Source organism: Actinoplanes sp. NPDC051861 (assembly GCF_040681145.1).
Taxonomy (GTDB): Bacteria; Actinomycetota; Actinomycetes; order Mycobacteriales; family Micromonosporaceae; genus Actinoplanes.
The window spans coordinates 1-22,130 of sequence record NZ_JBFAYE010000019.1 but is presented as its reverse complement, the minus strand read 5'-3'; the positions used below and the strand labels follow the sequence as shown (position 1 = coordinate 22,130).

The window sequence follows — 22,130 nt, the reverse complement described above, 5'->3', positions numbered from 1 at the left end:
CACGGGCTGTTTAAACATATATCGCCCATAGGTATTGAGGGTTCAGTCGGATGCTGCCTAGCGTCTGCGCCATGAGTGTGCTGTCACAGCGGCGGGCGAAGAGCGCCACGCCACCGGACAGGGACGACCTCGTCGTCGTCCCGGCCCGGCATCCCTGGCGATGGGTCGCCGTGGCGGCGGTCTCCGTGCTGCTCGCCCAGTTCGTCCACGGTCTCGCCACCAACCCCGGCTGGGACTGGCCAGCCTTCTTCGGGTACTTCCTGGAGAAGTCGGTCGTCGAGGCGCTCGGCATGACGCTCCTGCTGACCGTCGGCGGCGCGATCCTCGGCTTCCTCGGCGGCATACCCCTGGCCGCGATGCGACTGTCCCGCAACCCGGTGCTGTCCGTGGTGAGCTGGACCTACATCTGGGTGTTCCGGTCCGTGCCGCTGCTGGTGCAGCTGCTGTTCTGGGCCAACCTCGGCTACCTCTACGAGACGCTGCAGATCGGCATACCGTTCGGGCCCGGCTGGTCGTTCCCGACCGTCAACCTGATCAGTACGTTCGGCGCCGCGCTGCTCGGCCTCGCCCTGCACGAGGCGGCGTACGCCGGGGAGATCATCCGCGCCGGACTGCTCTCGGTGGACGCCGGCCAGCACGAGGCGGCGGCCGCGCTGGGCCTGCCCCGGTACCGGCAGTTCTTCCGGATCGTGCTGCCGCAGGCCATGCGGGCGATCCTGCCGAACGCGGCGAACCTCCTCGTGAACCTGCTCAAGAGCACCTCGATCGTGTACGTGCTGGCGATCGGCGAGCTGTTCTACCAGGTACAGGTGATCTACGGCCGGAACGGTCGGGTCGTGCCGCTGCTGATGGTCGCCACCGTCTGGTACGTGATCCTCACCGCCGCTCTGTCGATCCTGCAGTACTACACCGAACGGCACTTCGCCCGCGGCGCCGTCCGCAACCTGCCACCGACACCGTTCCAGAAGCTGAGGGCGGCACTGCGATGATCGAGATCAGCGGCGTGCACAAGTCGTTCGGCTCCACACCCGTGCTGCGGGGCGTCGACCTCACCGCGAAGGCCGGGACGGTCACCGTGATCCTCGGCCCGTCCGGCTCCGGCAAGTCGACGCTGCTGCGCTGCGTCAATCATCTGGAGAAGGTCGACCGCGGCCTGGTCCGGCTCGACGGCGAGCTGATCGGGTATCGCCAGTCCGGCAACCGGCTGCACGAGCTCAGCGAACGGCAGATCCTGCGGCAGCGCGCCCGGATCGGGTTCGTCTTCCAGAACTTCAACCTGTTCCCGCACCTCACCGCCGTGGAGAACGTCGCGGAGGCGCCGATCGCGACGCTCGGCGTACCGAAGGCGACGGCACACGAGCGGGCCCGTGAGCTGCTCGACCGGGTGGGGCTCGCGGACCGGGCCGAGGCGTACCCGCGCCGGCTCTCCGGCGGCCAGCAGCAACGGGTGGCGATCGCTCGCGCGCTGGCACTGGAACCCAGGTTGATCCTCTTCGACGAGCCGACGTCGGCACTCGACCCGGAGCTGGTCGGCGAGGTACTCGACGTGCTCCGCGACCTGGCCCGGGCCGGCACCACCATGATCGTTGTCACGCACGAGATCGGCTTCGCCCGGGAGGCGGCCGACACGGTGGTCTTTCTCGACGAGGGCCGCATCGTCGAACAGGGCTCGCCGGATCAGGTTCTCGATCACCCGCAGCACGACCGGACCCGGGCATTCCTGTCCAAGGTCCTCATTTAGGAACGAGGAGCTTTATGCGTACGAAATGGGCTTTGGCACTTGTCGCAACGGCCTTGACCCTGACCGCCTGCGCCGCGCCCGACGAAAGCGGGGAAAGCGCTGCCGGCGATCCCTCCGCTGTGGCCGCTGTCAAGATCAATGACAGCCCCGACCAGAACCGCGTCGTGCCGGCCAAGGACGACGCGATCGCCGCCCTGCTCCCCGCGAAGACGGCGTCGGCCGGCAAGCTGGTGATCGGCGTGGGCGCGGCCGGCTCCGGATTCCCGCCGCTCGCGTTCGCGGCGACCGACAACAAGACGCTGATCGGCAGCGAGCCGGACGTCGCGGTGGCGATCGCCGGCGTCCTCGGCCTCGAACCGGTGCTGGAGAACACCTCCTGGGAGAACCTGTTCATCGGCCTGGACAGCGGCAAGTTCGACATCGGCGCGTCCAACATCACGGTGACCGAGGAGCGCAAGCTCAAGTACGACTTCGTCACCTACCGCCTGGACAACCTGGCGTTCCTGGCGAAGAAGGGCTCCGGTCTCACCGTGCGCGGACCGGCCGATGTGGCCGGCAAGAAGGTGTCGGTGAGCTCGGGCACCAACCAGGAGAAGATCCTCGTCGAGTGGAGCGAGGAGGCGGTCAAGCAGGGGCTGCCGGCGGTCGACATCAAGTACTACCAGACGAACCAGGCGGTGTACGTCGCCCTGGGCTCCGGGCAGATCGACCTGCACCTCGGCCCGAACCCGTCGGCGGCCTACCACGTGGCGACGACCGGGCAGACCGAGATCGTCGGGACCTACTCGGGCGCCGGCAAGGACCTGCAGGGTCTGATCGCGCTGACCACCAAGAAGGACAACGGGCTGATCAAGGCGTACGCGGCGGCGCTGGACAAGTTGATCTCGTCCGGCGACTACGCCAAGATCCTCGAACGATGGAACCTCTCCGACGAAGCCGTGACCAAGGCCGAGGTGAACCCGCCCGGCCTGCCGATCGAGGGCAAGTGACCCGCTCGACGACCTCGGCGGAACTGCTGGACAACGCCGCGTGGGCATCGCTGACCGGTGCCCACGCGCGGTTCGCCGAGATCCGCGGGCGGGCGGCGCGCTATCAGCCGGACGTCACGCCGTTCCACGCTCTGGCGGACCCGTCCGATCCTCGAGCGTGGGCGGACCTGGCGCATCTCGTGCCGGTGGGCTCCGCGGTGACCATCGCGGGGGCGGGTGGTGTCGCGCATCCGGGCTGGGAGGTCGAGGGGACCATCGCGGGCGTGCAGCTCGTCGACGTGTCGCTGCGGGCGGCGCCGGCCCCGGAGGCGGTGCGGCTCGGCGAGGCCGACGTGCCCGAGATCCTGGAACTCGTCTCGCGGACGCAGCCGGGGCCCTTCCTGCCGCGGACTGTGGAACTCGGGACCTACCTGGGGATCCGGGATGCGGGCGGCGCGCTGATCGCCATGGCTGGGGAACGGCTGCGTCCGCCCGGGTGGACGGAGATCAGCGCGGTGTGCACGGATCCGGCGTTTCGGGGGCGTGGGCTGGCTACGCGGCTGGTGCGGGCGGTGGCGGCGGGTATTCGGGAGCGCGGGGAGGTGCCGTTCCTGCACACGTCGGCGGGGAATGCGGCGGCGATCCGGCTCTACGAGTCGATCGGCTTCGCGTTGCGGCAGAGGACGGATTTCACGGCGTATCGCCGGTTGTAGAGGGTGCGCTATCCCTCGCTCCGGTTGTGGTTCCGGGATGCGGTTGCCGTCGGCTGGATGCGTGCTCGCGCTGTGGGGTGCGTGGTTGCGCCTCAGTGGCGCCGGATTGCGGTGGGAGCCGGGGCGCGGCCGTATCCCGGTGGACGGCGCGGGAGCACTTGGTCACGGTCGGTGCCCGCGAATCAGGCATGGGTTTGGTTGTGCGGAAACCGGATGCGCCCGTGGCCGCACCGGGTTTCCGCAGAGCCAGAGGGCACCCTTCGACGCCGTCACCGTGAGTGGCGTTACGGCCTCGGCCACGCGCCCCGGCCGCCTGGCGACCCGAGCCCGACCCGACATCGGGGTAATGCCTAGTTCACCTGTAGGTTTGGTTGACTTCGTCGCCGGGCTGCACCAGAGTGTTTTCATGGCGCACCTCACCGCACACACCCACCTGGCCGGCCCGGTCGACGTGGACACCTACGGCGAGTACCGCACCTCGCCGGAGACGCGATTCACAGGCCGGATCACCGACGACGGCGCGTTCACGGCGCGGCCGTTCCGCTATCACGTCTACGGCGGGTGGTTCTGTCCGTGGACCCACCGCGTCGCGATCACCCGCGAACTCGCCGGCCTGCACGACATCGTCACGATGTCGTATGTCGACGACGAGCGGGACGCGCGCGGCTGGGCGTTCCGCGAACTCCACGGACCCGATCCGGTCAACGGTTTCACGTTGCTGCGTGAGGCCTACGAGGCGACCGAAGAGGGCTTCGACGGGCACGTGGCGGTGCCGATGCTCTGGGACCGTTTCTCCAGTCGCGTGGTCAGCACCGACCCCACCGGCATCGGCGTCGACCTGGCCACCCGGTTCCGGCACCTGGCCGCTTCACCCGTCGACACCTGTCCTCCGGCGCTGCGCGACGAGATCGAGCGCCTCGACCGCTGGATCGGCCCGGCGGTCAACCGCGGGGTGAACTCCGCCGGGCACGACCCGGCCGCCCGGTCCGCGCTGCTGGAGGCCTTCGAGCTGCTGGACGGCCGGCTGGCACACACCGATTTCCTGGTGGGCGGCGCACTCACCGAGGCCGACGTGCGACTCTGGCCCACCCTGATCCGCTTCGACGCCGGCCCGAACGCGGCGCGCACCATCAACCCGGGACTGCACGTCTATCCGCACCTGTGGCGGTACACGCGGCGCCTCTACGACCTGCCCGCCTTCCGGGACACGACCCGCTTCGAGTCGTTCACGGCCCCGGGCGCCACCAAGCCCCCCTGGGCATGACCGCGGACCCAGCCCGACCACGCCGCCCGGCAACGACGCACGGGCGCGCCCGCCGCCCCCCTGGACCCGCAAGCGGCGCAACGGCCCGGACCGCCCACCCCCGCCGCTGGCAAGCCGCCCTAGCCCCGCGCACGCGCGACTTCAGGATTCGTCGCCGCGACCTCAGGACTGCGTGCCGAGGGGCTCGGGCGCTGGCCGGTGCGACATCAGGACTCCGGGTCGAAGGGCTCGGGGGCTGGGCGGTGGGACGGCTCCGGCTGGCGGCCGGCCATCTCCACCAGATGGTGGCGGCACGACTGGGCGGCCGGGCTCAACGGCCGATCCCGCGAGTGCATCACCCCGATCGGCGGGTGTACCGGCGGTGGATGCAGATGCCGCACCGCCACCGCGGGCCCGTGTGTGCCCTCCGCCGCGTACCGGGACAGCAACGCCACCCCCAGGCCCGCACCGACCAGGTCCCGGATGCCCGCACCGTCCGGCGCCTCGAATTCGACCCGTGGTGTGAAGCCCGCCGAGCGTGCCGCGTCCTCGAGGATCCACCGCAGGGGACGGCCCGGTGGCAGGCTCACGAACGGCTCGTCGCGCGCCTCGCCGAGGGTCAGGCGGCCGCCGCGGGCCAGCACGTGCCCGAGTGGTAGCGCCAGCACCAGGTGTTCGTCGACCAGGGGCAGCGCGTCGAACCGCGGCGGCAGGTCGGCGTGGACCGGCCCGACGACCAGGTCGAGCTCGCCCGCGTCGAGGGCGCCGAGCAGGCCGGTGACCAGGCCGGAGCGCAGGCGCAGGGCGATGCCGGGGAATCGGTCGCGGAAGCGGGCCAGGGCCTGCGGGAGATCGTACGGGCCGAGCGTCACCGTGGCACCGATGCTGACCCGCCCGCTGACCACCGCGGTGATCTCGTTGAGTTCGGTACGGGCCCCGTCGAGCTCGGCCAGGACTCGCCGTGCCCGCGCGACGAACAGCTCCCCGGCCGGTGTCAGCGCCACCCGCCGCGTGGTGCGGGCGAACAGCGCCAGGCCGAGTTCGGCTTCGAGGGCGCGGATCTGCGCGGACACCGCCGACTGGGCCACGTGCAGCCGTTCCGCGGCCCGGGTGAACCCGCCGTACCGCGCCACCGCCTCGACGTAGCTGAGCTGCCGCAACTCCACATCACGATAAAAGCGGAGAAATCAGGTTATATCAGCCACTCTTTGGCGAGCAACTCGTAGGAGCGGACCCGATCCGCGTGGGAGTGGGCGATCGTGGTGATCAGCAGCTCGTCGGCACCGGTCACCCGCCGCAGCGTCTCCAGGCCCTCGGCGACCGTCTGCGGCGAGCCCACGAACTGGGTCGAGACACGATCGGCGACCAGTTCACGATCGGTGTCGGTCCACTCGTACGCTTCAGCCTCCTCGATGCTGGGGAACGGCACCGCGCCGAGCCCGCTCCGGATGCTGCGCACCCACAGGGCGTATGGCGCCGCCAGGCGCCGAGCCGTCACGTCGTCCTCGGCGACCAGCACGTCCGCCGAGACCATGAGGTACGGCTCGCGCAGCGACGCCGACGGTACGAACGACTCCCGGTAGGCCCGCACCGCCTCCAGGATCTTGGCCGGCGCGACGTGGTAGTTGGCGACGAACGGCAGGCCCCGTGCCCCCGCCGTTCGCGCGCTCTCCCCGCCGCTGCTGCCCAGCAGCCAGATCGTCAGGTCGGCGCCCTCGCCGGGCACCGCACGCACCTCGTTGCCCTCACCGTCGCCGTAGGGCCCGGCGAGCAGCGCCTCGATCTGATCGAGGATCTCCCCCAGCGGCTGCGACTGCGCACCCGGCTGCTGCAGGAGGCTGCCGATCAGCTGAGAGCGTTGGGACGCGAAGATCGGCGCCCAGGAGAAGTGCTTCGGGATGAGGAGGCCGTCCACGACGCGCTCCTCATCCGGGGTTTCCGGAAAGAACGTTCGTTCTCCCGAACGAGCGGCCTGACCGGAACGGCCCAGCCCGAGGTCGAACCGGCCCGGATAGAGCGCGTCGATCAGCCCGAACTGCTCCACGATCGACAACGCGGTCTGGAATCCGGTCTGCACCGCGCCGGAACCGAGCCGGATGTGGTCGGTCACCGCGGCGATCTGCCCGAGCAGCAGCGCCGGCTGAGCGCCGGCCACGCCCGGCGTGAAGTGATGCTCGGCCACCCAGTAGCGGTGATAACCGAACTGCTCGGCCCGGCGGGCCAGATCCAGCGTGCGGGTCAGGGCGTCGCGGACATCGCCGCCGGCCACGAGCGGGGCAAGGTCAAGAACGTTCAGGGGTACGGGCATCGCGCTCAGCCCCTCTCCGGCAGGCCCAGATGGCCGCGCAGGGTGGTGGTCTCGTACTCGGTGCGGAACACGCCGCGCTCCTGCAGCAACGGGACCACCCGGTCCACGAAGTCGTCGAGGCCGGCCGGGGTCAGGTGCGGGACGAGGATGAACCCGTCACACGCCTCGGTCTGGACGTACTCGCTGAGCTGCTCGGCCACCCGCTGCGGGGTGCCGATGAAGTTCTGCCGCCCGGTCACCTCGATGATCAGGTCGCGGATCGAGAGGTTCTTCGCCTCGGCCTTCGCGCGCCATTCGGAGGAGGTCCTCAGACGGTCCGGGTACATCCCCGCCCGGCCCTTGATGATCGTGTCGTCCTCGTCGAGCTTCGGGTCGACGGCGGGCAGCGGGCCGTCCGCGTCGTATTCCGACAGGTCGCGGTTCCACAGCTGTTCCAGGAGCAGGATCGCGGTCTGCGGGCTGACCTGCTGCCGCCGGATGTGGTGCGCCTTCTCCTGCGCGTCGGCGTCGCTGTCGCCGAGCACATAGGACACGCCGGGGATGACCTTCAGGCTGTCCGGGTCCCGGCCGTTCGTGACCGCCCGCTGCTTGACGTCGCGGTAGAACTGCCGGGCGTCGTCGATCCGGTGGTGCCGGGAGAAGATCGCGTCGGCGTGCCTCGCGGCCAGGTCCCGGCCCCCGTCGGAGTCGCCGGCCTGAAGCACCACCGGATGGCCCTGCGGGCTGCGCGGCACCCCGAACCGGCCCCGGATCGAGAACTGGCTGCTCTCGATGTCGAACTCGCCGCCGCCGGTGTCCCACAACCGGCGGGCGGCCTCGATGAACTCCCCGGCGCGGACGTATCGGTCCGCGTGGTCCAGGAACCCGCCGCGCCGGAAGTTCTCGCCGAAGAACGCGCCCGGCGAGGTGACCACGTTCCACGCCGCCCGGCCGCCGGAGAGGTGGTCGAGGGTGGCCAGCTGGCGGGCCAGCTCGTACGGCTCGTGGTAGGTCGCGTTGAGCGTGCCGGCCAGCCCGAGGTGCTCGGTGACCCCGGCCAGGGCGGCGAGCACCGTGAGTGTGTCCGGGCGGCCCACCACGTCCAGGTCGTGGATGAGCCCTCGCTGCTCGCGCAGCCGCAGTCCCTCGGCGAGGAAGAAGAAGTCGAACCGGCCGCGCTCGGCGGTGCGCGCGAGGTGCTCGAAGGAGTCGAACTCGATCTGGCTGCCGGAGCGCGGGTCGCTCCAGACCGTCGTGTTGTTCACGCCCGGGAAGTGCGCCGCCAGGATGATCTGCTTAGGCATTCGCGGCCTCCTCGTAGCGGTTCGCAGCGCGTGGAAGCCCGAGCCGCTCGCGCAACTGCCCGATCTGTGACGGCTCGAACAGATTGCGCCGGCGCAATTCGGGCAGCAGGTCGCGGGTGATCGCGAGCAGGTCGTGCGGCAGCTCACCGGGACGCAGCCGAACGCCGTCGATGCCCGATTTCGCCCAGGCCTCGATCAGGTCGGCGAGCTGCACGGCCGTACCCGAGAAGACGGCCGCGTCGCTGGGCGCGGCACCGCGCCGGTCCCCCAGATGGACCACGATGTCGGCATAGACCTTCAGCCGCGGGTCCAGCTTCCGCATGATCTTCTCGGCCGACCAGGCGTCCGAGGGCGTGATGAAGACCAGGTCGGCCGCCCGGCCGGCGAATGCGAAGGCGACCGGGACGTGCGCGAGCGCGGCGATCACCGGCTGCCCCTGCGGCGGCCGCGGCACGATCGAGGGTCCCTTCACCGAGAAGTACGGGCCGGCGAAGTCGATGTAGTGCAGCCGGTCGCGGTCGATGAACCGGCCGGTGGCGGTGTCCCTGATGATCGCGTCGTCCTGCCAGCTGTCCCAGAGCCGGCGCACCACCTCGACGGCGTCGGCCGCCTCGGCGAACAGCTCCTCCACGCCGAGCGGCTCGCGGCGGCCGAGCAGCGACGCCTCGGACTCGTCGCCGGAGACGCGCGGCTGCCACCCGGCCCGGCCCCTGCTCACGTAGTCGAGGGTGGCGAGCGCGGTGGAGAGGTGGAACGGCTCGGTGTGTGTGGTCGTGGCGACCGGCACCAGCCCGATGTGCCGGGTCAGCGGGGCGACTCGCGCCGCGACCAGCACCGCGTCCGGCCGGGCGCCACCGGGCGGCGGGCCGAAGGAGTCGTCGATGGTGACGAAGTCGAGCCGCGCCTCGTCGGCGGCGCGGACCAGGTCCGCCCAGGGCCCGGCGGTGAAGTGCCGGGCGTCCAGGGCGGCCGCCAGATGGAGTCGCGTCATCTACCTTTCCTATCGCTCAGATAGGAGATTGGCAAGGGTGCGTGACGTGCGGCTCAGATCTTGCGATGAACCATCCCGGCCGGCCATGCGTTCCCCATGACGTGCAGCCGACAGACCTCGCCGATCCGCAGCAGAAGCCGGACGAGCCAGAGACCGCGGAGACGGCCCCGGAATCGGAGCCCGCCGCGACGCCCGAGACGGACCAGGCGGTCCAGGACGAGGAACCCCCCAAGCCCCCGGGCCGGTTCCGGCGCCTGCTGAGGTCGCCGGGCGCGGCGATCAGCCTGACCGTCCTGGCCTGCGTGATCCTCTTCGTCGCGCTGCTGTTCCCGAACGTGCTGAAGCGGCTCACCGTCGGCAGCTTCGTCCGGATCCCGATCGAACTCGGTCTCGGCCTCGCCGTCGTGGCCTTCGTCCCCCGCCGGGTCCGCATCGTGCTGGCCTCGATCGCGGGTGTCGTCCTGGGCTGGCTGGTCCTCGAGAAGTCCCTGGACATGGGCTGGTTCGAGACCCTGGCCCGGCCGTTCGACCCGGTCCTCGACTGGGAGCTGCTCGACGACACCTACGGCTTCATCCGGGAGGCGTACGGTCAGGGCGCCGGTTACGCCGCGATCGCCGCCGTGGCGCTGCTCGCGATCGGCGTGCCCGCCCTGACGACCTGGGCCGCCCTGCGGGTGTCCGCCGCAGCCGCCCGCTACCAGAAGCAGGCCGGATTCGCCGCCGGCGCGATCCTGGCCGCCTGGGTGGTCGCCTTCACGCTCGGCGTGCAGGTGGTGCCGAAGGTGCCGCTCGCGGCCCGCACCTCGGTCACCTACGCCTGGGACCGCGCGCAGCAGGCCAGGGCCGGCATCGCCAACGAGGCCCGGTTCGCCGACGAGGTCAAGATCGACGCCTTCAAGAACGCCCCCGGCGACCAGCTGCTCTCCGCGCTGCGCGGCAAGGACGTGATCTTCACGTTCGTGGAGAGCTACGGCCGGAACGCCCTGGAGGCGCCCGAGCTGGCACCCGGCGTCAACGCGGTCCTCGCGGCCGGCACCGAGAAGCTGCAGCAGTCCGGCTTCGCCGGGCGCAGCGGCTGGCTCACCTCGCCCACCTTCGGCGGCAACAGCTGGCTGGCGCACTCCACGCTGCTCTCCGGCCTCTGGATCAACAACCAGGGGCGGTACCGGAACCTGACCGCCAGCGACCGGCTCACCATCACCAGCTCGTTCAAGCGGGCCGGCTGGGACACCGTCAGCGTCATGCCGGGCGCCACCCGGGCCTTCCCGGAGGGCAACTTCTACGGCTATAACCGGATCTGGGACTCCCGCAACCTCGGTTACCAGGGTCCCAAGTTCAGCTGGGCGCCGATGCCGGACCAGTACACGCTCAAGCAGTTCACCGAGCGGGAGTACGCCAAGCCGAACCGCCAGCCGCTGATGGTCGAGATGCCGCTGGTCTCCAGCCACACGCCGTGGACACCGATCCCCGAGTTCATCGACTGGGACGCGGTCGGCGACGGCTCGGTCTACGCCGACATCGTGAAGAACCAGCAGTCGAAGTCGGAGACCTGGGCGTTCTCGCGGCGGGTCAAGAAGGCGTACGGCGACTCGATCGAGTACACGTTGACGAGCCTGATCGACTGGGTGAAGACGTACGGCAACGACGACCTGGTCCTGGTCTACCTCGGCGACCACCAGCCGTCCAAGGTGGTCTCCGGCGAGAACGCCAGCCACGACGTGCCGATCACGATCATCACCAAGGACGCGGCGGTCCTGGAGAAGCTGAACACCTGGAACTGGACGGAGGGCCTGGCGCCGAACGCGAGCGCCCCGATCTGGCCGATGAACGAGTTCCGGGACCGCTTCCTGACCACGTTCTCCAGCCCAGGAACCGCCGCACACTAGCGCCTGTTTCGGAGTGGATGGCTGGGCTGCGGCGTGGCCCAGCCGCCGTCTGGCCGCACGTCGCGAACACCCAGATACAACCCCGGTATCTGGGCGCCCGCGCCGCACACCCAGACGACACCTGGACCTCGCCTCGCTCCTGCCCCCACTCCGAAACAGGCGCTAGACGTGGTGTGCGGCGCCGGGCCCGGTCACTCCGGCGCCGCACATCCACCGAGAGCTGGCTCTCAGTGCTGTCCCGCGGCCCGGCGGGCATCGCTGGGAGCCAGCGCCTGTCTCTACCGTGGCGTCAGCAGCACCGGCCGCAGGGCCTCCAGGACGTCCGGGTTCTCGATCGTCGAGGGCACCGGCTCGTCCCGGCCGTCGGCGATCCCCCGCATCGTGCCGCGCAGGATCTTGCCGGAGCGGGTCTTCGGCAGCCCGGCCACCACGTCCACCCGGCGCAGCGCCGCCACCGGCCCGATCCGGTCCCGGACCAGCGCGATCAGCTCGGCCTCCAGCACCGCCGGGTCGGCGCCGGAGTCGCCGCGCAGCACCACGAAACCGCGCGGCACCTGACCCTTGAGCAGGTCACCGACACCGATCACGGCACACTCGGCGACCGCCGGATGGGTGGCCAGGACCTCCTCCATCGCACCGGTCGAGAGCCGGTGACCGGCCACATTGATCACGTCGTCGGTGCGGCCGAGCACGTACAGGTAGCCGTCGGCGTCGATCATCCCGCCGTCGCCGGTCAGGTAGTTGCCCTGGAACGCGGACAGGTAGGAGCGCACGTACCGCTCGTCGTCCTGCCAGAGCGTCGGCAGGCAGCCCGGCGGCAGCGGCAGCCCGATCACGATCGAGCCCTCCTGCCCGGCCGGCAGCGTGGCGCCGGTCTCGTCGACGATCCGCACCCGGTAACCGGGCATCGGCACGGATGGCGAGCCCGGCCGGGTCGGCAGGTCCTGGAGGCCGCGCGGGCTGGCCGCGATCGGCCAGCCGGTCTCGGTCTGCCACCAGTTGTCGATCACCGGCACGCCGAGCAGCTCACCGGCCCACTCGTAGGTCCGCGGGTCCAGCCGCTCCCCCGCGAGGAACAGCAGCCGCAGCGCGCTCAGGTCCCGGCCGGCCAGCAGCACGCCCTCCGGGTCCTCCTTGCGCACCGCCCGGATCGCGGTCGGTGCCGTGAACATCGCGTTCACCCGGTGCTGCTCGGCGACCCGCCAGAACGCGCCGGCGTCCGGGGTGCCGACCGGCTTGCCCTCGTAGAGGATCGTGGTCGCGCCGGTGAGCAGCGGGGCGTACACGATGTACGAGTGGCCGACGACCCACCCCACGTCCGACGCCGCCCAGAAGACGTCGCCCGCGCGTACCCCGAAGATGTTCTCCATCGACCAGCGCAACGCGACCGCATGGCCCCCGTTGTCCCGGACCACGCCCTTCGGACGGCCCGTCGTCCCGGACGTGTAGAGGATGTAGAGCGGATCGGTGGCCCGCACCGGGACGCACTCGGCCGGCGCCGCACCGTCGATCGCCTCCGCCCAGGTGAGATCGCCCTCGCCCAGCGTCGCCGGCGCCTGCGGGCGCTGCAGCACGATCCGGTGGTCCGGCCGGTGCGCCGCCTCGGCCAGCGCCGCGTCCAGCATGGGCTGGTACGGCACCACCCGGCCGGGCTCGATGCCGCAGGAGCTCGCGACGATCACCTTCGGACGGGCGTCGTCGATGCGGGCGGCAAGTTCCCGCGCGCCGAACCCGCCGAAGACCACCGAGTGCACCGCGCCGAGCCGGGCGCAGGCCAGCATCGCGATCACCGCCTCGGGCACCATCGCCATGTAGACGACGACGCGGTCGCCGCGCTCGACCCCGAGCCGCCGCAGCGCACCGGCGAAGACCGCCACCTCGTCGCGGAGCTCCTGATAGGAATAGGTGCGCGCCGCGCCGGTAACCGGGCTGTCGTGGATCAGCGCGGGCTGGTCACCGCGGCCGGCCCAGACGTGCCGGTCCAGGGCGTTGTGACAGGTGTTCAGCTCGGCGTCGGGGAACCACCGGAACAGCGGCGCCTCGCTGTCGTCGAGGATCCGGGTGGGCTCACGATCCCAGTCGATCGCGGTCGCGGCGTCGCGCCAGAAGCCGTCCGGGTCGGTGAGGCTGCGCTCGTACTCCTGCCGGTAAGCACCCATGATCTCAGAGTAGGACCGGAGTGTCCGTTCGGCGGACAGTCCGGTCCCTATTGATTCGCGTAGGGGAACACTCGGTCCACCATGGTGAGCAGCGTCGTGGTGAGCAGCGTGTGCACCTGTTCCCGGCTCAGGGCGTCCCGCTGGAGCCACTCCCGGGCCGTGTAGATCGCCAGCCCGACGTACGACCTGGCCATGCCTCGCAGTGCCTCGACCGGCTCGTCGCCGAGCCCGAGAGCCGACAGGACACTGTCCGCGGCGACATCAACGGCCTCACTGATCACGGCGTCAACATCGGCATCACCGGCCATGCCGCCGGCCGAGATGGCGGCCAGCCAGGATGTGCTGTGCCGGGAAACGACGTCGAGGAACCAGTTCACGATCGCATCGGCACGTTCGGCCGGTTCGCCCACTCGCAGCTGCTCCACGGCCACCGACGGCACCGTAAGCATGATTCGCACGACTTCTAGATATAAATCCTTTTTCGTGCCGAAATAGTGGTTCACGAGGCCGCGTGCCACTCCGGCGATCCGTGCCACGTCGGTCGTGGAGACCTCCGCGTACGGTTTCGACCCGAACAGGCGGATCGCCACCGACAGGATCTGCTCACGCCGGGCGTCCGGTTCCAGCCGGCGGCGCCGGGCCGCCTCGACATGCACCACCAGAAGACCTTACGACAGCTCGATTCATCACCGTTGGCGATCGGTGTTCTGTCGATGCCTCGATCGGATCAAACGATGAATGACGGAAATTCATATCGCCCTCGTTGACACATCGCCAATAGTGCTTGAGGGTATGTCGATGCCGACGCCTGGATTGGACGGCTACGCCGAGCCGTGGCGCAAGCCGGAACACGACGACCTGGCCGAACTGGCCCGCACCTTCTTCACCAAGGAGGTGGTGCCGCACGCCGGCCGCCTGGAGAGACAGGGCCACCCCGACCGCGAGCACTACCGCCGGGCCGGTGAGCTGGGCCTGCTCGGGCTCTCAGTTCCCGAGCAGTACGGCGGCGGGGGCGGCGACTTCACCCACGAGGCCGTGCTGCTGCACGAGCAGACCCTCGCGGGCGAGGGCAGCCTCGGCCTCGCCGTGCACAGCGGCATCGTCACCGGATACATCGCCGAATACGGCACGGAAGAGCAGAAACAGCGCTGGTTGCCGGGTTTGTGCAGCGGTGAGCTGATCGGGGCCATCGGGATGACCGAGCCGGACGGCGGCTCCGACGTCCAGGCGATCCGGACCAGGGCGGTCCGGGACGGCGACGACTACCTCGTGACCGGCGCCAAGACATTTATCACCAACGGCGGACTTGCGGACCTGTTGGTCCTTGCGGTGAAGACCGATCAGTCCGCAAAGGCGCACGGCATCTCGCTGCTGGTCTGCGAGCTGCGCGACGACGCGCCCGGTTTCCGCCGCGGCCGCAACCTGGAGAAGATCGGCCTGCACTCCAACGACACGGCGGAGCTGTTCTTCGACGACTTCCGGGTCCCGGCGGGCAACCTGCTGGGCACCGAGAACGCCGGCTTCATCCAGCTCATGCAGCAGCTGCCGCAGGAGCGCCTGGTCATCGGCGTGGGCGCGGTCGCAGCCATGCAGCGGGCGGTCGAGCTGGCCACGGCGTACGCGAAGGAGCGCACCGCCTTCGGAAAACCCCTGCTCGGGCACCAGAACACCCGGATGGTCCTGGCCGAGTGCGCGACACGGACCCGGGCGTCGAGGATCTTCCTGGACGACTGCATCGTCCGGCACGCGCGTGGTGAGCTGGACGTGGCGACCGCCGCGATGGCCAAGCTCTATCTCACCGAGGGGCAGTGCGAGGTCGTCGACCGCTGCCTGCAGATCTTCGGCGGCTACGGCTACACCACCGAGTACCCGATCGCGAAGATGTATGCGGACGCCCGCGTCCAGAAGATCTACGGCGGCACGAACGAGATCATGAAGGAGCTGATCGCGCGTGTCCTCTGAGCTGCCCCCGCTGGCCGGCGTCAAGGTCGTCGAGCTGGCCGGTCTCGCGCCGGGCCCGTTCGGCTGCATGGTACTCGCCGACCTGGGCGCGGACGTCGTGCTGGTCGAGCGCCCCGGCGGTTCCGGACCGCTCGTTCCGCCCGCCGGCCCGCTGCAGCGCAACCGGCGGGTGGTCACCCTCGACCTGAAGAGCGAGGCCGGCATCGGGGATCTGCTGCGCCTGGCAGCGCAGGCGGATGTGCTGGTGGAGGGCTACCGGCCGGGGGTCGCCGAGCGCCTGGGCTTCGGCCCCGCCGAGTGCGAGAAGATCAACCCCAGACTTGTGTACGCGAGGATGACCGGCTGGGGTCAGCAGGGTCCCCTGGCGCCCGCCGCCGGCCACGACATCGACTACCTGGCGATCGCCGGCGCGCTGGAGCCGCTCGGCCGTCCCGGGCAGCCGCCGCACGCGCCGATCAACCTGCTCGCCGACTTCGCGGGCGGCGGGATGCTGCTCGCCGTCGGTGTCCTCGCGGCGCTGGTCGAACGCGAGCGGTCCGGCCGCGGCCAGGTCGTCGACGCCGCGATGGTGGACGGGTCGGCGCTGCTCACCACGTTCCTGCACGGCATGATCGGCGCCGGGATGTGGCCGGGTGGCCGCGGCGAGAACCTGCTCGACGGCGGGGCGCCGTTCTACGACACGTACCGAACAGCCGACGGCGGCTACGTGGCCGTGGGCGCGCTGGAGCCGCAGTTCTACGCGGCGCTGCTGACCGGGCTGGGACTCGACGGCGACGATTCGCTGCCGCACCAGCTGGACCGCTCCGGGTGGCCCTCGCTGCGCCGGATCTTCACGGAACGGTTCGCGGCGAGGACCCGGGACGAGTGGGAGAAGGCCTTCGAAGGGCTCGACGCGTGTGTCAGCCCGGTGCTCACCCCGGGCGAGGCGGCGGACCACCCGCACAACCGGGAGCGCGGGACGTTCGTCGAGGTGGGAGGCGTGCGGCAGCCTGCTCCGGCGCCACGCTTCGGGCGTACCCCCGCAAACGCACCCGCCCCGGCCGAGACGACCACCGTGACCGAGGTCCTGGCCGCCTGGAAATGAATCAGGCCGCGGCCGCCCGGCCGCGCTTGTCGCGGTACATCGCGGCGTCGGCCTCGGCGGTGAGCGCGTCGAGGCCGGCGTCGCCGCCGGCCGGCCGGATCGCCACGCCGGCGCTGACACCGACGGTCACCTCGCGGCCGTCGCCGATGTCCACCGGGCGGCGGACCGCGTCGCGGATCCGCACCACGGCGTGCGCCACCTCGGCGGTTCCGGCCTCGGGCAGCAGCACCAGGAACTCGTCGCCGCCGAGCCGACCGGCCAGGTCGCCCGGCCCGAGCGCGCCGGTCAGCCGGGCCGCCACCTCCTGCAGCAACCGGTCGCCGGCGGCGTGCCCGTGGGTGTCGTTGACCTGCTTGAAGCCGTTGAGGTCCAGCAGCAGGACGGCGAGCGGGCGGCCCGCGTGCTCGTCCGCGTAGCCGGCGAGCTGGGCCCGGTTGGGCAGGCCGGTGAGCCCGTCGTGGGTGGCCTGGTGCTGCAGGGCCCGGCGGGTCTCCTGGAGCGCGGTGAGCTGCCGGGCGAAGGCCGCCGACTGCGCTCCGGTCATCACCGCGATCATCGCGTTCGTGCCGAGCAGGAACGCCACGTCGGGCGAGTCCGGTACGCCCACCACGAACGCCACAGAGGTCAGTGCGAACGTCAGCAGGGCGCCCGCGAGCTGGTGCCGGATCGCGGCGATCGCGATGGTCAGGCCGAGCAGCGGCCATGTGGTCTGCGGGTAGTCCCGCTCCGAGACCACCACCCATGCCACGATCGCCACGGAGTCGAGAAGCACCTCCGCCGCGCTGAACCGCGGATACCAGCGCGACGCGGGACGGGTCAGGTTGCGCACGCTGAGCAGGTTCGAGACGAGCATGAGGGCGATCGCCGCCAGGCACGCCAGCCGCATGTCCGCGCTGAGGACCGCCGGGGAGAGGCCGGTGCTCCCGGTCAGGTAGAGCCCGGTGCAGAGCAGACCGATGGTGCGTGAGACGAGCGCGGCGAACTCCACCGCGCGCCGCCGCGACCGCAGCGAGTCGTCGACCGATTCGTCCCGCACGAGTCCTCCCATCGGCATCTCTCCGGCCGTCATGAAAGGAAGGGGCCGGCCACCTCGCGGTGTCCGGCCCCCGTACCTCTGGATCTTTCAGAATTTGAACGCGGTGACCAGGCTGCGCAGCTCCTCAGCGGTCCGCGACACCTCGGTGCTGGCCTCGCGGGTCTGGTTGACACCGCCGACCGTCGCGGCGCTCGCCGACGAGACGTCGCTGATGTTCGCGGCGATCCGGCTCGAACCGGCGGCCACCTCGGCGATGCTGCGGCTCATCTCGCCGGTCGTGGCGGTCTGCTCCTCCACCGCCGAGGCGATGGTCGTCTGGAAGTCGTTGATCTGCGCGATGACCTCGGAGATGCGGTTGATGACCTCGACCGCGCCGCCGGTGTCCTGCTGGATCGCGTTGACCCGGCTGTGGATGTCCTCGGTGGCCCGGGCGGTCTCCTGGGCCAGGTCCTTGACCTCGCTGGCGACCACGGCGAAGCCCTTGCCGGCGTCACCGGCCCGGGCGGCCTCGATGGTGGCGTTCAGGGCGAGCAGGTTGGTCTGCTCGGCGATGCTGGTGATCAGCTTGATCACGTTGCCGATCTCGGCCGACGACTCGCCGAGCTGGCGGATGGTGTCGGTGGCGCGGGCGGCCTCGGCCACCGCGACCGCGGCGATCTGAGCGGCCTCGCTGGTGTTGCGGGAGATCTCCCGGATCGACAGGCCCATCTCCTCGGAGCCCGCGGCAACCGTCTGCACGTTGCGCGAGATCTCGTCGGCCTCGATCGAGGCCGAGCTGCTCTGCCGGTCGGTGTTGTCGACGGCCGAGGCGATCTCGCCGGAGACAGCGGCGAGCTCGGTCGAGGCGGCGGCGAGGCTGTCGGCGTCGTGGGCGATCGTCTGCATGGAGTCGCGCAGCTTGTCCAGCGAGCGGTCCAGGCCGGCGGCCATCGTGCCGATCTCGTCGCGGCTCGTGATGCCGCTGCGCACGGTGAGGTCGCCGCCGTCCAGCGCCTCGATCACCTCGCCGAGCTTGCGGATCGGGCCGAGGATCGAGCGGACCATCGGTACGGCCAGGCCGACCAGCAGCACGAGACCGACACCGGCCACGATGATCGCGGTGTTGCGGGTGTCCGCGACGGTGGCCGCCATCTCGGCCTTCTGCTCGGCGACCGCGGCCTCCACCTTCTCGGTGAGCGCGTCGAGCTCGTCATCGGTCTTGTTGTTCTGCTCGGGGATCTGGTCGATCTCACCGATCACGGACTTCGGGTCGGCGACACCCTTGGTCACGAAGTCGGTGATGAAGACGTTGAAGGCGTCGAAGTCCGGGCGGTACCCCCGGAACTCCTCCAGCATGGCCGTCGGCAGGCCGCAGGCCACCACCTTGTCGGCGGCCGAGACCGACGACTCAACGTCGTCCTTCACGTCGCCGGTGACGTCCTGGCCGAGGGCGGCCCGGTACGCGTCCACCTTCAGCTCGCTCTGCCTGTTGTTCAGGTGGTTGATCGCGGCGAGGCAGGCCTCAAGACTGCGCATCTCCTCAGCCTGAGTGGCCAGGCTGTTCTGCCCGAGTAGGGTGATGGCACCCATCCCCCCGAGGGCGACAGCCCCTGTCGCCACGATGGCGCCCAGCCGTTTGGCTGTGCCGATGTTCCCCAAGCCGCGCATCTGTCCTCCACGATTCTCCGACGTACGCAGCATCGACCGCTCGGGGCCGCACCTGAGGAACGACGTTTCGGGAACCGTTATGTTCGGAAGCAGACGATCTGTTGTCTAACGATTGAGCCTGGTGCGCCAGTCCACCGGGACCGAACCGGCGGGACCCGGCGCGGGCTGGTCCTCGGGGCGGCTCGACGGCGGGGACAGCGGCGGGCCGTCGAGCGCGGTCTCCGCACTGTAGTCCCAGAACCAGTCCTCACCCGGCTCGAACGACTGGATGACCGGGTGCCCGGTGCTGCGGAAGTGCGCGGTGGCGTGCTGGGCGGGCGAGCTGTCGCAGCAGCCGATGTGGCCACACTGGGCACAGCGGCGCAGGTGGAACCACCAGCCGCCGGCCGGCAGACACTCGGCACACCCGGTGCCGGACGGCGGGATCTCGGGCTGGATCGAATCAGCGGTCACGAGCGAAACGTATCGTATTCGGCCTGCGCCTTCTGGATCGGGCCGATCTCGCCCTCCACCAGATCGATCAGCTCCTTGAGCTTGGCGGCGACGCGGGCCCCGAGGTCGGTCAGGCTGTACTCCACGCGGGGCGGGATCGTCGCCTGCACCTCGCGGCGGATCATGCCGTCCCGCTCCAGGGCCTGCAGCGTCTGGGCCAGCATCTTCTCGCTGACGCCGTCGACGCGGCGGCGCAGGGCGTTGAACCGGTAACTGCCGTCGTGCAGCGCGGCCAGGGCGAGCCCGCCCCAGCGCCCGGTCACGTCGGCCAGCACGTAGCGGGAAGCGCAGTCCCGGGCGAAAACGCTCGGGATCAGGTCCTCCGGCTCTGTCATGAACGCAACAATACCGCCTGCGGGTTGGCACTGTGGAAAAGTTAGTGCATTCTTCTGGACAGCACTAACCGCTCGGCCGCTCGTCCTGTTCGTTCTTCTCGTTCGCTCGTCTCGTTCGTCTTTTGGGAGTCATCATGACCATCGCAGTCACCGGAGCCACCGGACAGCTCGGCCGTCTCGTCATCGACGCGCTGATCAGCCGGGGTGCGGCGCCGGGCGAGATCGTCGCCGCCGTACGCGACGTCGCCAAGGCCGCCGATCTCGCCGCCCGCGGTGTGCAGGTGCGCGAGGCCGACTACGACCGGCCCGAGACGCTCGCCACGGCCTTCGAGGGCGTCTCCCGGCTGCTGCTGATCTCCGGTAACGAGGTCGGCAAGCGGCTACCGCAGCACACGGCCGTGGTCTCCGCAGCGGTGTCCGCCGGGGTCGGGTTCATCGCGTACACCAGCATCCTGCGGGCGGACACCAGCACGATCGGGCTCGCGCCGGAGCACAAGGGCAGCGAGGACGTGATCGCGGCGTCCGGGATCCCGTACGCCTTCCTGCGCAACGGCTGGTACATCGAGAACTACCCGATCGCCGTCGCGCTGAGCACCGGTGCGTTCGCGGGCAGCGCCGGTGCGGGCCGGATCGCCGCCGCGACGCGGGCCGACTACGCCGAGGCCGCGGCGGCGGTGCTGCTCTCCGGCGAGCCGGGCGTGTACGAGCTGGGCGGCGACGCCTTCACGATGGCCGAGCTGGCCGCCGAGGTGGCGAAGCAGAGCGGCAAGCCGGTCGTCTACCAGGACCTGCCGGTCGCGGAGTACCAGGCGGTGCTGGTCGGTGCCGGGCTGCCCGAGGGCTACGCGGGCCTGCTCGCGGAGACCGACGCGAAGATCGTCGACGGGGAGCTGGACGTGGACAGCGCCGTGCTGAGCCGCCTCATCGGCCGCCCGGTCACCCCACTGTCCGATGCCGTCACCGCCGCCCTCAAAAACTGAACCACCCCCACCCCAAAACCGGTGTGTGGAGTTCGGCCCCACTCCACACCCCAACTCCACACACGAAATGGTCGACGACCCGTGTGTGAAGTTCCGCCCCGCTGCGCACCCGTACTCCACACACGAAGTGGTCGACGACCCGTGTGTGGAGTTCGGCCCCGCTGCGCACCCGTACTCCACACACGAGGTGGGCCTGCCCCGTTTTGACGGACAGCCGAGATCAGGGGACCTGGGGTCTCCGGGAGGATGTTCGACATCATGGAGAGTGTGGGGAAGAAGCGATCGAGGCCGCGGCGGGCGTTCACGCCCGAGTTCAAGGCTGAGATCGTCGAGTTGTGTCAGCGTGGTGACCGGACCGTGGGTCAGGTCGTGCGGGATTTCGACCTGACCGAGACCGCGGTTCGGGCATGGGTCAAGCAGGCCGAACTCGACGCGGGCAACCGCACCGATGGGCTGACGTCAGACGAGCGGGCGGAGTTGGCCCGGTTGCGGCAGGAGAACCGGCGGCTGCAGCAGGACAACGAGATTTTGAAGCGGGCGACGGCTTTCTTCGCGCGGGAGATCCGGTGAACGTGTATCCGTTCATCGAGGCGGAGCAGGCCGGTCAGCACAGCGTCAAACGTGCGTGTGAGCTGCTTGAGGTCTCCCGGTCCGCCTATTACACCCGCAACAACACGAGCCGTCGCGCCCGCGTCGACGAGCAACTCACCGCCCAGGTCGTCGAGATCCACGCGGCGTCGAAGGGCACCTATGGCGCGCCGCGTATCCACGCCGAACTCGCCGACGCCGGGTTGCGGCACGGCCGTAAGCGCATCGCTCGGCGGATGCGCGCGGCCGGCATTCGGGGCGAGAGCCCTCGCCGGTGGCAGGTCACCACGATCCCGGATCCGAACGCCGGCCGGCGGCCGGACCTGATCCGGCGGGATTTCACCGTCGACCCGGCGGCGGTCGACACGCGCTGGTGCGGCGACATCACCTACATCAACACGTGGGAAGGCTGGCTGTATCTGGCCACCGTCATCGATCTCGCATCACGGCGGGTCGTGGGCTGGGCCGTCGCCGACCATCTCAAGACCGACCTGGTCGACGCCGCCCTGTCCGACGCGCTGCGGCGCCGCGGGCCCGCCGACGGACTCGTGTTTCATTCCGATAGTGAGAGTAAAGGGGCCGGCGTTCCCAGGGGTCCTGACTCGCACAGCGATGGACGCGACAGGATGCTGGTGCCGGGCGCTCTCAGGGGTTCCTGACCCTCACTCCGATCGACGAAGTTGTCTTTCCCCGGATCTGTCGGTCCCTTGGGAA

The 22,130-nt window shown here is 70.3% G+C and carries 21 protein-coding genes; 11 read left to right on the top strand and 10 right to left on the bottom strand.

Annotated elements, in window-relative coordinates; genetic code table 11:
• Nucleotides 1–71 precede the first annotated feature (71 nt).
• From AB0M02_RS35030 to AB0M02_RS35010, 5 genes are all read left to right on the top strand, one after another.
• Nucleotides 72–989 (top strand): amino acid ABC transporter permease, encoded by a 918-nt coding sequence (locus tag AB0M02_RS35030; protein ID WP_364234935.1) that lies wholly within the window; start codon nucleotides 72–74, stop codon nucleotides 987–989.
• Nucleotides 986–1,741: an amino acid ABC transporter ATP-binding protein gene (locus AB0M02_RS35025; RefSeq protein WP_364234932.1), complete on the top strand. Its 756-nt coding sequence runs from the start codon at nucleotides 986–988 to the stop codon at nucleotides 1,739–1,741. The genes AB0M02_RS35030 and AB0M02_RS35025 overlap by 4 nt, the downstream gene beginning before the upstream one ends.
• Nucleotides 1,742–1,860: 119 nt before the next feature.
• Nucleotides 1,861–2,730: an ABC transporter substrate-binding protein gene (locus tag AB0M02_RS35020; protein WP_364234929.1), complete on the top strand. Its 870-nt coding sequence runs from the start codon at nucleotides 1,861–1,863 to the stop codon at nucleotides 2,728–2,730.
• Nucleotides 2,727–3,422, top strand: a complete 696-nt coding sequence (locus AB0M02_RS35015) for a GNAT family N-acetyltransferase (RefSeq protein ID WP_364234927.1) — start codon at nucleotides 2,727–2,729, stop codon at nucleotides 3,420–3,422. Before AB0M02_RS35020 ends, AB0M02_RS35015 begins: the two co-directional genes overlap by 4 nt.
• Before the next feature lie 406 nt (nucleotides 3,423–3,828).
• Nucleotides 3,829–4,686, top strand: coding sequence for a glutathione S-transferase C-terminal domain-containing protein (locus AB0M02_RS35010; RefSeq protein WP_364234924.1), 858 nt, complete (start codon nucleotides 3,829–3,831; stop codon nucleotides 4,684–4,686).
• Between the two features lie 206 nt (nucleotides 4,687–4,892).
• On the opposite strand, the gene AB0M02_RS35005 is transcribed toward AB0M02_RS35010, so the two are convergent.
• The 4 genes from AB0M02_RS35005 to AB0M02_RS34990 are packed head-to-tail and all read right to left on the bottom strand — an operon-like array spanning nucleotide 4,893 to nucleotide 9,247.
• On the bottom strand, nucleotides 4,893–5,831 hold the full coding sequence (locus tag AB0M02_RS35005; protein WP_364234922.1) for a LysR family transcriptional regulator: 939 nt from the start codon (nucleotides 5,829–5,831) through the stop codon (nucleotides 4,893–4,895).
• A 26-nt stretch (nucleotides 5,832–5,857) separates the two neighbouring features.
• Complete coding sequence (locus AB0M02_RS35000; protein WP_364234920.1) at nucleotides 5,858–6,973, bottom strand: LLM class flavin-dependent oxidoreductase; 1,116 nt, start codon at nucleotides 6,971–6,973, stop codon at nucleotides 5,858–5,860.
• Nucleotides 6,974–6,978: 5 nt separating this feature from the next.
• On the bottom strand, nucleotides 6,979–8,256 hold the full coding sequence (locus tag AB0M02_RS34995) for an LLM class flavin-dependent oxidoreductase (RefSeq protein ID WP_364234918.1): 1,278 nt from the start codon (nucleotides 8,254–8,256) through the stop codon (nucleotides 6,979–6,981).
• Nucleotides 8,249–9,247: an LLM class flavin-dependent oxidoreductase gene (locus AB0M02_RS34990; protein ID WP_364234916.1), complete on the bottom strand. Its 999-nt coding sequence runs from the start codon at nucleotides 9,245–9,247 to the stop codon at nucleotides 8,249–8,251. The genes AB0M02_RS34995 and AB0M02_RS34990 overlap by 8 nt, the downstream gene beginning before the upstream one ends.
• A 101-nt stretch (nucleotides 9,248–9,348) precedes the next feature.
• On the opposite strand from AB0M02_RS34990, the gene AB0M02_RS34985 reads away from it, so the two are divergent.
• Nucleotides 9,349–11,133: a sulfatase-like hydrolase/transferase gene (locus tag AB0M02_RS34985; RefSeq protein ID WP_364234912.1), complete on the top strand. Its 1,785-nt coding sequence runs from the start codon at nucleotides 9,349–9,351 to the stop codon at nucleotides 11,131–11,133.
• 278 nt (nucleotides 11,134–11,411) lie between these two features.
• Here the strand turns inward: AB0M02_RS34985 and AB0M02_RS34980 are convergent, their stop codons facing one another.
• The gene (locus AB0M02_RS34980; protein ID WP_364234910.1) at nucleotides 11,412–13,292 is read right to left on the bottom strand and encodes a propionyl-CoA synthetase; all 1,881 of its coding nucleotides are present in this window, start codon (nucleotides 13,290–13,292) and stop codon (nucleotides 11,412–11,414) included.
• Between the two features lie 47 nt (nucleotides 13,293–13,339).
• Nucleotides 13,340–13,951, bottom strand: coding sequence for a TetR/AcrR family transcriptional regulator (locus AB0M02_RS34975; protein WP_364234908.1), 612 nt, complete (start codon nucleotides 13,949–13,951; stop codon nucleotides 13,340–13,342).
• Between the two features lie 139 nt (nucleotides 13,952–14,090).
• Here AB0M02_RS34975 and AB0M02_RS34970 point away from each other — a divergent pair, with 139 nt between their 5' ends.
• Together AB0M02_RS34970 and AB0M02_RS34965 are read left to right on the top strand one after the other, a co-directional pair.
• On the top strand, nucleotides 14,091–15,254 hold the full coding sequence (locus AB0M02_RS34970) for an acyl-CoA dehydrogenase family protein (RefSeq protein ID WP_364234905.1): 1,164 nt from the start codon (nucleotides 14,091–14,093) through the stop codon (nucleotides 15,252–15,254).
• Entirely contained in the window at nucleotides 15,244–16,338 is a 1,095-nt protein-coding gene (locus AB0M02_RS34965; protein WP_364234902.1) for a CaiB/BaiF CoA-transferase family protein, read from the top strand. Before AB0M02_RS34970 ends, AB0M02_RS34965 begins: the two co-directional genes overlap by 11 nt.
• 1 nt (nucleotide 16,339) lies before the next feature.
• Here the strand turns inward: AB0M02_RS34965 and AB0M02_RS34960 are convergent, their stop codons facing one another.
• The 4 genes from AB0M02_RS34960 to AB0M02_RS34945 all read right to left on the bottom strand — a co-directional run bounded on the left by AB0M02_RS34960 (nucleotide 16,340) and on the right by AB0M02_RS34945 (nucleotide 19,848).
• Nucleotides 16,340–17,374, bottom strand: coding sequence for a GGDEF domain-containing protein (locus tag AB0M02_RS34960; protein WP_364234899.1), 1,035 nt, complete (start codon nucleotides 17,372–17,374; stop codon nucleotides 16,340–16,342).
• Nucleotides 17,375–17,461: 87 nt separating this feature from the next.
• Nucleotides 17,462–19,021: a methyl-accepting chemotaxis protein gene (locus AB0M02_RS34955; RefSeq protein ID WP_364234896.1), complete on the bottom strand. Its 1,560-nt coding sequence runs from the start codon at nucleotides 19,019–19,021 to the stop codon at nucleotides 17,462–17,464.
• A 105-nt stretch (nucleotides 19,022–19,126) separates the two neighbouring features.
• Nucleotides 19,127–19,474 carry a UBP-type zinc finger domain-containing protein gene (locus AB0M02_RS34950; RefSeq protein WP_364234893.1) on the bottom strand — a complete coding sequence of 116 codons (348 nt, stop codon included), beginning with the start codon at nucleotides 19,472–19,474 and terminating at the stop codon, nucleotides 19,127–19,129.
• Nucleotides 19,471–19,848, bottom strand: a complete 378-nt coding sequence (locus AB0M02_RS34945; protein WP_364234890.1) for a helix-turn-helix domain-containing protein — start codon at nucleotides 19,846–19,848, stop codon at nucleotides 19,471–19,473. The genes AB0M02_RS34950 and AB0M02_RS34945 overlap by 4 nt, the downstream gene beginning before the upstream one ends.
• A gap of 134 nt (nucleotides 19,849–19,982) precedes the next feature.
• On the opposite strand from AB0M02_RS34945, the gene AB0M02_RS34940 reads away from it, so the two are divergent.
• The 3 genes from AB0M02_RS34940 (at nucleotide 19,983) to AB0M02_RS34930 (ending at nucleotide 22,075) form a co-directional block, all read left to right on the top strand.
• Nucleotides 19,983–20,828, top strand: coding sequence for an SDR family oxidoreductase (locus AB0M02_RS34940; protein WP_364234887.1), 846 nt, complete (start codon nucleotides 19,983–19,985; stop codon nucleotides 20,826–20,828).
• A gap of 258 nt (nucleotides 20,829–21,086) precedes the next feature.
• On the top strand, nucleotides 21,087–21,398 hold the full coding sequence (locus AB0M02_RS34935) for a transposase (RefSeq protein WP_364234884.1): 312 nt from the start codon (nucleotides 21,087–21,089) through the stop codon (nucleotides 21,396–21,398).
• Nucleotides 21,395–22,075: an IS3 family transposase gene (locus tag AB0M02_RS34930; protein ID WP_364234881.1), complete on the top strand. Its 681-nt coding sequence runs from the start codon at nucleotides 21,395–21,397 to the stop codon at nucleotides 22,073–22,075. The genes AB0M02_RS34935 and AB0M02_RS34930 overlap by 4 nt, the downstream gene beginning before the upstream one ends.
• Nucleotides 22,076–22,130 lie beyond the last annotated feature (55 nt).

Coding starts and splice junctions, on each gene's coding strand:
- AB0M02_RS35030 (WP_364234935.1), top strand. CDS start 72: ATGAGTGTGCTGTCACAGCGGCGGGCGAAGAGCGCCACGCCACCGGAC.
- AB0M02_RS34995 (WP_364234918.1), bottom strand. CDS start 8,256: ATGCCTAAGCAGATCATCCTGGCGGCGCACTTCCCGGGCGTGAACAAC.
- AB0M02_RS34945 (WP_364234890.1), bottom strand. CDS start 19,848: ATGACAGAGCCGGAGGACCTGATCCCGAGCGTTTTCGCCCGGGACTGC.
- AB0M02_RS34980 (WP_364234910.1), bottom strand. CDS start 13,292: ATGGGTGCTTACCGGCAGGAGTACGAGCGCAGCCTCACCGACCCGGAC.
- AB0M02_RS34990 (WP_364234916.1), bottom strand. CDS start 9,247: ATGACGCGACTCCATCTGGCGGCCGCCCTGGACGCCCGGCACTTCACC.
- AB0M02_RS35025 (WP_364234932.1), top strand. CDS start 986: ATGATCGAGATCAGCGGCGTGCACAAGTCGTTCGGCTCCACACCCGTG.
- AB0M02_RS35000 (WP_364234920.1), bottom strand. CDS start 6,973: ATGCCCGTACCCCTGAACGTTCTTGACCTTGCCCCGCTCGTGGCCGGC.
- AB0M02_RS34935 (WP_364234884.1), top strand. CDS start 21,087: ATGGAGAGTGTGGGGAAGAAGCGATCGAGGCCGCGGCGGGCGTTCACG.
- AB0M02_RS34970 (WP_364234905.1), top strand. CDS start 14,091: ATGCCGACGCCTGGATTGGACGGCTACGCCGAGCCGTGGCGCAAGCCG.
- AB0M02_RS35010 (WP_364234924.1), top strand. CDS start 3,829: ATGGCGCACCTCACCGCACACACCCACCTGGCCGGCCCGGTCGACGTG.
- AB0M02_RS34955 (WP_364234896.1), bottom strand. CDS start 19,021: ATGCGCGGCTTGGGGAACATCGGCACAGCCAAACGGCTGGGCGCCATC.
- AB0M02_RS34940 (WP_364234887.1), top strand. CDS start 19,983: ATGACCATCGCAGTCACCGGAGCCACCGGACAGCTCGGCCGTCTCGTC.